The organism is Cellulomonas sp. ACRRI (assembly GCF_022346185.1).
Classification (GTDB): domain Bacteria; phylum Actinomycetota; class Actinomycetes; order Actinomycetales; family Cellulomonadaceae; genus Cellulomonas.
Map to the genome: position 1 here is coordinate 1 of NZ_JAKRMS010000151.1, position 8861 is coordinate 8861.

General features: G+C 77.3%; 9 protein-coding genes. 4 read left to right on the plus strand and 5 right to left on the minus strand.

Going from position 1 to position 8861, the window contains the following annotated elements; genetic code table 11:
• Positions 1 to 140 precede the first annotated feature (140 nt).
• Positions 141 to 1850: a BCCT family transporter gene (locus tag MHY85_RS18715; protein ID WP_374234085.1), complete on the minus strand. Its 1710-nt coding sequence runs from the start codon at positions 1848 to 1850 to the stop codon at positions 141 to 143.
• Positions 1851 to 1994: 144 nt separating this feature from the next.
• Between MHY85_RS18715 and MHY85_RS18720 the strand changes: the two genes are divergently transcribed.
• Positions 1995 to 2207, plus strand: a complete 213-nt coding sequence (locus MHY85_RS18720) for a DUF3072 domain-containing protein (protein WP_239199396.1) — start codon at positions 1995 to 1997, stop codon at positions 2205 to 2207.
• A gap of 19 nt (positions 2208 to 2226) precedes the next feature.
• Here the strand turns inward: MHY85_RS18720 and MHY85_RS18725 are convergent, their stop codons facing one another.
• Positions 2227 to 3258, minus strand: coding sequence for a serine hydrolase (locus MHY85_RS18725; RefSeq protein WP_239199399.1), 1032 nt, complete (start codon positions 3256 to 3258; stop codon positions 2227 to 2229).
• Positions 3259 to 3321: 63 nt separating this feature from the next.
• Entirely contained in the window at positions 3322 to 3924 is a 603-nt protein-coding gene (locus MHY85_RS18730; RefSeq protein ID WP_239199402.1) for a D-alanyl-D-alanine carboxypeptidase family protein, read from the minus strand.
• A 317-nt stretch (positions 3925 to 4241) separates the two neighbouring features.
• On the opposite strand from MHY85_RS18730, the gene MHY85_RS18735 reads away from it, so the two are divergent.
• Positions 4242 to 5372 carry a glycosyltransferase gene (locus MHY85_RS18735; protein ID WP_239199405.1) on the plus strand — a complete coding sequence of 377 codons (1131 nt, stop codon included), beginning with the start codon at positions 4242 to 4244 and terminating at the stop codon, positions 5370 to 5372.
• A 51-nt stretch (positions 5373 to 5423) separates the two neighbouring features.
• Positions 5424 to 5588: a hypothetical protein gene (locus MHY85_RS18740; protein WP_239199408.1), complete on the plus strand. Its 165-nt coding sequence runs from the start codon at positions 5424 to 5426 to the stop codon at positions 5586 to 5588.
• Between the two features lie 56 nt (positions 5589 to 5644).
• Here the strand turns inward: MHY85_RS18740 and MHY85_RS18745 are convergent, their stop codons facing one another.
• Positions 5645 to 6484 carry an RNA methyltransferase gene (locus MHY85_RS18745; protein ID WP_239199411.1) on the minus strand — a complete coding sequence of 280 codons (840 nt, stop codon included), beginning with the start codon at positions 6482 to 6484 and terminating at the stop codon, positions 5645 to 5647.
• Between the two features lie 16 nt (positions 6485 to 6500).
• A complete protein-coding gene (locus MHY85_RS18750; RefSeq protein ID WP_239199414.1) occupies positions 6501 to 7799 on the minus strand; it encodes an amidohydrolase in 1299 nt (432 codons plus the stop codon).
• Positions 7800 to 7943: 144 nt separating this feature from the next.
• On the opposite strand from MHY85_RS18750, the gene MHY85_RS18755 reads away from it, so the two are divergent.
• On the plus strand, positions 7944 to 8861 hold a 918-nt coding region (locus MHY85_RS18755; RefSeq protein ID WP_239199417.1), incomplete at its 3' end, for a BTAD domain-containing putative transcriptional regulator.

The following is an 8861-nucleotide window of genomic DNA, read 5'->3' on the forward strand; positions in this document are numbered from 1 at the left end:
GTGCGGGGGTGGCGCGGGGCATGCGGCTTCCTGGTGCGGGAGGTGCGGGGTGCGACCGGCGGCGCGGGGCACGCCCGGTCGCCGGGTGCCGGCCACGCTCGCCGCGGCCGGCGACCCACCGTAGCCGGACCGCGGGACCGCTACCGACCGCCGCGCTCCCGCGACCGCCGCCACCGGCTCAACCGTTCGTCGAACCGCCGGTCCACCCGGTGGTCGACCTGCCGGGACAGCTGGCGGGAGACCTGCTCGTCGATCTGCGCGCGCAGCTGGCGCCGCTCCGCGCGCAGGAACGCGGTGTGCTCGGCGTGCAGCGCGCGGGAGGTGGAGACGACCATCCCGATCATGACCACGCTGAACGGCAGGGCGATGAGGATCGCCGCCGTCTGCAACGCGGTCAGCCCGCCCGCCAGGAGCAGGGCGATCGCGAGCACGCCGCCGAGCGCCGCCCACACCACGCGCAGGGGCGTGCGCGGGTGCGGGTCGCCGCCCGCGGCCAGCATCGACACCACCAGCGCGCCCGAGTCCGCGGACGTGATGAAGAACAGGGCGACCAGGATGATCGCGCCGACCGACAGCGCCGCCCCGCCCGGGAGCCCGGCGAGCAGGTCGAACAGCGCGTTCTCCGGGACGACCTCGCCGTCCGGGCCGACCAGCCCGCCGCCGCCGAACAGCTCGCGGTGCAGCGCCGAGCCGCCGAGCACGGAGAACCACAGGAAGCACACGATCGTCGGGACCAGCAGCACGCCGCCGACGAACTCGCGGACGGTCCGGCCGCGGGAGATCCGCGCGATGAACACGCCCACGAACGGGGACCAGGAGATCCACCAGCCCCAGTAGAACGTCGTCCACGCGGCCTGCCAGGCCTCGCCCTCGGCGCCGGAGTACGCCGACACGTTGAACATGAGCGGGATCGCCTGCGACAGGTAGGTGCCGATCGACTGCACGAACTCCCGGAGCAGGAACAGCGTCGGGCCCAGCAGCAGCACGGCGACGAGCAGCACGCCCGCCATCGACACGTTGATGTTCGACAGCCACTTCAGGCCCTTGTCCAGGCCGGACACCACCGACAGCGTCGCGACCGCCGTGATCGCGACGATGAGCACGACCTGCAGCGTCGTCGAGCTCGTCGCGATCCCGGTGTGCTCCAGGCCCGCGGTGATCTGCAGGACGCCCAGCCCGAGCGACGTCGCCACGCCGAACACCGTGCCCACGACCGCCGTGATGTCGACCGCGTCGCCGAGCCGGCCGCGCACCCGGTCGCCGAGCAGCGGCTCCAGCGACCACCGGATCGACACCGGGCGCCCCTTGCGGTGCACCGTGTACGCGATCGACAGCCCCACGACCACGTAGATCGCCCAGGCGCTCAGCCCCCAGTGCAGGTAGGTCTGCGACATCGCGGCCTGGGCGAGCTGCTCCGGCGTCCCCGTCACGCCGGGCTTCGGGTTCGCGTAGTGGCTCAGCGGCTCGGCCACGCCCCAGAACACCAGGCCGATGCCCATGCCGGTGGCGAACAGCATCGAGAACCACGTCATCAGGGGGTACTCGGGCTCGTCGTCGTCCTTGCCGAGCCGGATGTCGCCCCACCGGCCCGCGCCCAGCCAGATCGCGAACGCCACGAACCCCGCGACGAGCGCCACGTAGTACCAGCCGAACCCGCTGACCACGTTCGTCTGGACGGCGCCGATGACCCGGCTCGCGGTGTCGGGGAACAGGATCGTGAACCCGGAGACGACCGCCACGACGGCGGCCGAGCCCCAGAACACCGCCCGGGACGTGCCCCAGGGGCCGCGGCCGGTACCCGGTCGGGGCACCCGCTCGTCGGTCGCGGTGTCGGTCGTCGGTGTGGCCACGGGGGTCCTCTCGGCGGTCGGCGCAGGGCGGCGACCACCCTAACCAGGCCGGTCACCACCCACCACAGGATCGTCCCGCCCCTCGCACCCGCACGGGAGGTGCTCGCCGTGCGGGTGCCCGCGCCCGCACCTACCGTGACCGGCATGAGCGAGCAGACCCCCGACCCCACCACCGACGCCACCAAGGACCCGGCCGACTGGGTCACCGGCGACGAGCCGATGACCGGCCCGCAGGACTCCTACCTGCACACCCTGGCCCGCGAGGCCGGCGAGGAGGTCCCCGAGGGGCTGACCAAGGCGCAGGCCTCCGAGATGATCGACCGGCTCCAGGGCGAGACGGGGCGCGGCGCCAGCTGACGCGCCGGCGCGGCCCCGGTCAGCCGTCCGCGGGCGCGCGCAGCACCGGCCACGCCCCGTCGGACGTGTTCCCGAGCACCGTGACCGTTACCCCGGTCGCGGGGTCGTGCCGGGTGCGCGCCGACACCCCCGCGTCGTAGCCCTCGAGGACCAGGTCCGGCGAGTCGAGGCCGAGCCAGAAGCCGCGCCCGTACCGCATGCCCTCGTCCTCGACGACGCGCAGGGGCTCGGTGAGGCGCGCCACGGTCGCCGGGGGCACGATGCGCCCGGCGGTCAGCGCGGGCCAGAACGCCGCGAGGTCGGCCGCGGTGGTGGCGAGGCCGCCGTCGCCGCTCCCCCGCACCGGCAGGTGCAGCACGTTGGTCCGGGGGCCCTCGGCGTCCAGGTAGCCGACCGCCAGGTCCGCCGCGGGCTCGTCCGACCGCGGGAACCCGGTGCGGGACATCCCCGCCGGTCCGAGGACCCGCTCGGCCACGAGGTCGGGGAACGGCACCCCCGCGACCCGCTGCGCGACGAGCGCGAGCAGCACGTAGCCGGCGTTGTTGTACGCGAACCGCTCGCCCGGCTCGGACACCTGCGGGTGCGGCGCGAGCATCGGCAGGTAGGCCTCGGTGTCGTCCAGCGCGTGCGGCGGCACCGTCAGCACGTAGTCGGTGATCTGCCCGTCGCCGTTCTCGTCCAGGTAGTCGCCGATCCCGGACGTGTGCGCCAGCAGGTGGTCGACGGTCACCCGGTCGTCCACCAGCGGCAGGTCGTCGCCGAGCACCGGCCGCACGGGGTCGTCCCAGCCCAGGCGACCCTCCTCGACGAGCGAGGCGACCGCGAGCGCGGTGAAGCCCTTCGCGACGCTGGCGACGCCGAACCGGTGCTCGACGCAGGCCGCGACGCCCCGCGCCCGGTCGGCCCAGCCGTACGCCCGCGCGAACAGCACCTCCCCGCCCCGCGAGACGTGCACCACGCCGCTGAGACCCGTGGCCTCGGCCCGGGCGTGCAGGGCGGGGCCGAGGTCCTCGGGGGCGGTCGTCGGGCGGCGGTGCTCGGCGGTCGTCATGCGGCGACCGTACGGCGACCGCTCGCGGCAGGACCAGCGGTGATCGCCGTCGGGCCGCAGCCGTCACCAGCCCCAGGAGGAGTCCGGGTGCTGCTCCGGGCACGCGTCCGCCCCGTCGGGCAGCTTCTCGAAGTGCCACACCTCGTTGGCGTACGTCTGGCACAGCCCGTAGTCCGGCCCGTGCTCCGCGAGCCAGTACGCGCCCTGGGTCGGGCCCACGTCGATCGCGAGACCCTGCACGTGCGCGGAGGTCTCCGGCGGCAGCACCCACCGGTACGCCTCGGGGACGCCGTGCTTCGCCACCGCCTCGTCGACGAGCCGCTGCTGCTCCTCCGGCGTGCGCTTCCCCGAGGTGATGCGCAGCTCGACGTCCTCGGCGCCGGCGGCGGCGCGCGCCGCCGCGAACCGGGCGGCCAGGTCGGCGTCGACGCCGTCCAGACCGTCGTCCAGCGGCGGCGTGCCGGCGCCGGGTGCGCCGCCCGCGGGCGCGTGGGACGCGGCGTCGGCGGTCGCGCCCGGCACCGCCGGCAGGGCCCGGGGCCCCGCCGCGGCGCCGCCGGCCGAGCAGCCGGCGAGGACCGCCGCCGCGAGCGCCGCCCCGACGAGGGCGACCGGCCGGCGGGCGGGTCGGGTGCGGTCGCGTCGGGGCTGGTCGCGTCGGGTCATGCACCGACGGTCCCCCGCGGCGCCGGTCCCGCGCGTCGGACCTCGGGCCGACGGGGACCGCGCGGGGTCCCACCCCGGTCGGACCGCCCGTGGTCCCGTCGTCCGACGTGCGGCACCGGCCTGCCGCGTCCGCCGACGCGGGTGAGCAGCCGCACCCGGGTCACCCGCCCGCGCCGCGCGGGATGCTCCACCGCGCGTGCGGCCCTGCTCGGCGGCGCGCCACCGGGCGTGAGCACCGCCCCCCGCCGGGGTCCGATGGGTGCACACCGCGCCCGGCCCCGCAGACAGCCGGGTGCCCGAGCACCCGGAGGTCCCCGATGCCGACCGCAGCCGCACCCGCCCCGCACGCGACGCCGCCGCGCCTCGCGGCGTGCCGGACCGTCGACCGCGCCCGGCTGGTCGTGCTGGTGCCCGCGCACCACGAGCAGGCGGCGCTCCCGGGCGCGCTGCGCGCCCTGCGCCGCCAGACGGCGCGGCCCGCGGCCGTGACCGTGGTGGCGGACCGGTGCACCGACGCCACGCCGGAGGTCGCCCGCGCGTTCGGCGCCCGCGTCCTGCGCACCCGGGACAACGCCGACCGCAAGGCCGGCGCCCTCAACCAGGCCCTCGCCGCGCTCGCGGTCGCGCCGCCCGAGTACGTGCTGGTGCTGGACGCGGACACCCGCCTCGCGCCGACGTTCGTCGAGATCGCGCTCGCGCACCTCGACTCGGACCCCGCGCTGGGCGCGGTCAGCGGCATCTTCCACGGCGACGGGGCCCGCGGGGTGGTCGAGCTCTGCCAGGCGAACGAGTACACGCGGTACGCGTCGAAGATCCTCACGACGGGCCGGGTCGCGGTCGTCACCGGCACCGCGTCGATGTTCCGGTACCGGGCGCTGGCGGACGTCGCCGAGCACCGCGGCGACGCGCTGCCCGGCACCCGGGGCGACGTGTACGACCGGCGCGCGGTGACCGAGGACTCGGAGCTCACGCTCGCGCTGCGGACCCGCGGCTGGCGGCTCGTCGCCCCGGCCGCGTGCCGGTGCAGCACCGAGCTGATGCCGACGCTCCCGACGCTGCACCGGCAGCGGGTCCGCTGGTACGGCGGGATGCTCGACAACCTGCGCGCCTACGGGCTGACGCCGGTGACCGCCCGGTACCACCTGCAGCAGGCGGCCCTCACCCTCGGGACCCTGACGTGGTGGGCGATGCTGCTGATCATGCTCGGTGCCGCGGTCGCCGGCACGTTCGTGTGGCAGGGGTTCTGGCTCGCCCTGGGCGGCGTCTTCCTCGTCGAGCGGCTCGTCACGGTCTGGGACGGCGGCCCCCGGGCCCGGTGGCTCGGCGCGGCCGTCCTGCCGGAGCTCCTCTACGACACGGCGCTGCAGTGCGCCTACCTCCATGCCTGGGTGACCCACCTGCGCGGCAGGCAGCCGAGCTGGGGCCACCTCGCACCCGCGCGCGCCTGAGCGCGCGCCGAGCCGCGGCCCCGCGCCGCACGACACGAGAGGAGGAGGACCGTGTACCAGATCACCGGGCAGGGAGCGGGCGTGCTCGCCACCACGGGGCTGGCGCTCGCGACGGGCTGGGTCGCGGCGTGGACGCTGGCCGTCGCCGGCGTGGCCGTCTGGTCGGCCGCGCGCGTGCTGCGGCGGCGCGTGGCCGCCCGCGCCACGGCGCGCTGACCCGCGCGACGGGGTGCCGGTGGATGCCGGCACCCCGCCGCCGGGCGCGCCGCGGATCAGCCCCGCACGCGCGTCGCCCAGAACGCCACGGCCCCCGCGGCCGCCACGTTCAGCGAGTCCACGCCCCCGGCCATCGGGATCCGCACGGTCAGGTCGGCCGCGGCGATCGTCGCGGGCTTCAGCCCGTCGCCCTCGGCGCCCAGCACCAGTGCCAACCGCTCCGGCGGGTCCGCCTCCAGCGCGTCGAGGCTCACCGAGTCGTCCGACAGCGCGAGCGCGGCCGTGACGAAGCCCGCCCCCCGCAGCAGCTCGATCCCGCCCGGCCACGGGTCCACCCGGGTCCACGGCACCTGGAACACCGTGCCCATCGAGACCCGCACGGACCGCCGGTACAGCGGGTCCGCGCACCGCGGGGTCACCAGCACCGCGTCCACCCCGATGGCCGCGGCGGACCGGAACGCCGCCCCGACGTTGGTGTGGTCGACGACGTCCTCCAGGACCGCGACCCGGCGCGCCCCGGCGAGGACGTCCGCCACGGCCGGCAGCGGCGGCCGGTGCATCGCCGCGAGCGCCCCGCGGTGCACGTGGAAGCCGGTGATGGCCTCCAGGACCGGGGGCTCGGCGACGTACACCCGCACCGGCTCCCCCGCGGGGTCCCGGGTCTCCAGCATCGCCGTCAGGTCGGGCAGCCACCGCGGTGAGACCAGCACCGACCGGGGTCGGTGCCCCGCGGCGAGCGCCCGGCCCAGCACCGTGGAGCTCTCCGCGATGTAGAGGCCCTTCTCGGGCTCGTGCCGCGAGCGCAGCGCGACGTCGGTCAGGGAGACGTAGTCGGCGAGCCGCTCGTCGTCGGGGTCGGTCAGGTGGACGATGTCGAGCGCGGGCACGCCCGCCATCATCCCCCGGCGGCGCTCAGGCCAGGAACTCCAGCGCCGCGGCGACCAGGAGCCGGCGCCCGGCGGCGATGGTCGGCTCGTCGAGCGGCGCGAACTGGGCGGTGTGGTTGCCCGGGACGGCCGCCGAGAACCCGGACACGTAGCCGTCGGGGAACAGCGCGGGTTCCGCGCCGCCCCAGAACCAGAACGCGTAGGGCACGGGGTCGCCGTCGTAGCGCCCCTTCGGCAGCCCGTACTCGGAGAAGTCCTCGGAGCCCATCAGCGGCTCGGCGGTGCGCACGGCGCCCGCGGGCATGACGGCCTGCTGCGCCGCCATCACGCGGTCGACGACCTCGGCGGTGTTCACGGTCGCGGGCGGGTTCTCCCGCATGGTGATCGTCGGCGGCTCGGGGCAGCCCGCGGCCGCGGCCTCGGCGCCGACGATCCGCTCGACCGCCGCCACGGCGCGCGCCATCGACGCGTCCGACCGGGCGCGCAGGTTCACGGTGAAGGTGGCGGTGTCCGGGATGATGTTCGACTTCGTGCCGGCGTGGAACGTGCCGACGGTGACGACCAGCGGATCCTCGGGGGAGGTCTCGCGCGACGCGATCGCCTGCAGCCGGGTGACGGCGTACGCCGCGGTCAGGATCGGGTCCACGGTGACGAACGGGCGGGAGCCGTGCCCGCCGCGCCCGTGGATCGTCACGTCCAGGGTCGCCGCCGCGGCCATGAGCAGGCCGCGGGAGTGGTTGGCCACCCCGGCGGGCAGCGGGCCGACGTGCTGGCCGAGGGCGACGTCCGGCTTCGGGAACCGGGTGAACAGGCCGTCGGCGAGCATCGCGCTCGCGCCGGTCGCCGTCTCCTCCGCCGGCTGCCCGACCACCAGCAGCGTCCCGGACCAGGCGTCCCGCGCGCCGGCGAGGGTGTCGACCGCCGCGGCCAGGGCGGTCACGTGCATGTCGTGACCGCACGCGTGCATCGTGGGGACGGACTCGCCCGCCGGGTTCACGTCCGTGTGCCGGCTCTGGTACGCCAGCCCCGTCTCCTCCAGCACGGGCAGGCCGTCCATGTCGGCGCGGAGCATGACCACGGGGCCGTCGCCGTTGCGCAGCACGCCGACCACGCCGGTCCCGCCGACGCCCTCGGTGACCTCGAGCCCGGCGGCCCGCAGCTCGGCCGCGAGCGCCGCGGCGGTGCGGTGCTCCCTCCCGGACAGCTCGGGGTGCGCGTGCAGGTCCCGGTACAGGTCCCGCCAGTGCGCGTCGCGGGTGTCCGCGGCGTCCAGCACGCGGGCGGCGCGCGTGCGGTCGGCGGTCGGGGCGGTGTCCAGGGCCATGCGGCGGGGTCCCTTCGGGTGCGGTCGGCGGTCCCGCCGCACGCTACCCCGCGACGCGCCGGCCGGGCCGCCCGCGCCCGGCCCACCTGCACCGGCGCCGGTGCCCCCTTGCCCTCCGCACCCCCCGGGGGCCACGATCGGCCCATGCGGTACGGGGTCCTGGGGCCCGTGGAGCTCGTGACCGCGGAGGGGGCCGAACCTGTCCGCGGCGCGCGCCAGCGCGCTCTGCTCGCGGTGCTGCTCGCCCACCGGGGCGCGCTCGTCCCGCGCGAGCGGCTCATCGCCGCGCTGTGGCCGGCGGGACCCCCGCCGAGCTCCGAGCACACCCTGCACAGCCACGCGTCGCGGATCCGCGCGCTCGTGGGTGCCGACCTGCGCGCGGTTCCGGGCGGGTACCGCCTCGACCCGCAGGACCTCGACGCGGACCGCTTCGACCGCGCCGTCCGCGCCGTGACCCGCGGGGGTGCGGGCCGCGGGCGGCAGGACGGGCGGGACTCGCCCGCGCAGGCCGCGGAGGTGCTGGCCGAGGCGCTCGCCCTGTGGCGCGGCCCGGCGTTCGGGTCGGAGGCGGACCTGCCGGAGGTGCAGGCGGAGGCGGAGCGGCTCGAGACCGCCCGGCGCAGCGCGCACGAGGCGCTCGCCCGCGCGCTGGTCGAGTCGGACCCCGAGCGCGCCGCGGAGGCGGCGGAGCGGGCGCTCGACGGCGACCCGTACCGCGAGGGGGCGTGGGCCCTGCTCGTCCGGGCGCGCACCGCGGAGGGCCGCCCCGGCGAGGCGGTGCTGGCGTACCTGCGGGCGGCGGCGGCCCTCGACGAGATCGGGCTGCTGCCCTCGCAGGAGCTGCGCTCCGCCCACGCGGGGGCGCTGGCGGCGGGCCGGCCGCCGGTGCCCGTCGGCGCGAGCCCGGAGCAGCCCGCGGCCGTGCCCGCGGCCCGGTCGGGTCCCGGCGCGGCGAGCGCCGGGGCGTCCGGGCGCACCACCTCCGACGCACCGCCGGCGACCGCCGAGCCGGCCGCGAGCGCCCGCGACCGCCGCGCCCCCGCCGGTGAGCACCCTGTCTCT

Excerpts from the sequence above, each read along its gene's own strand:
- MHY85_RS18725 (WP_239199399.1), bottom strand. The coding sequence starts at position 3,258 with ATGACGACCGCCGAGCACCGCCGCCCGACGACCGCCCCCGAGGACCTC.
- MHY85_RS18730 (WP_239199402.1), bottom strand. The coding sequence starts at position 3,924 with ATGACCCGACGCGACCAGCCCCGACGCGACCGCACCCGACCCGCCCGC.
- MHY85_RS18720 (WP_239199396.1), top strand. The coding sequence starts at position 1,995 with ATGAGCGAGCAGACCCCCGACCCCACCACCGACGCCACCAAGGACCCG.
- MHY85_RS18745 (WP_239199411.1), bottom strand. The coding sequence starts at position 6,484 with ATGGCGGGCGTGCCCGCGCTCGACATCGTCCACCTGACCGACCCCGAC.
- MHY85_RS18750 (WP_239199414.1), bottom strand. The coding sequence starts at position 7,799 with ATGGCCCTGGACACCGCCCCGACCGCCGACCGCACGCGCGCCGCCCGC.
- MHY85_RS18735 (WP_239199405.1), top strand. The coding sequence starts at position 4,242 with ATGCCGACCGCAGCCGCACCCGCCCCGCACGCGACGCCGCCGCGCCTC.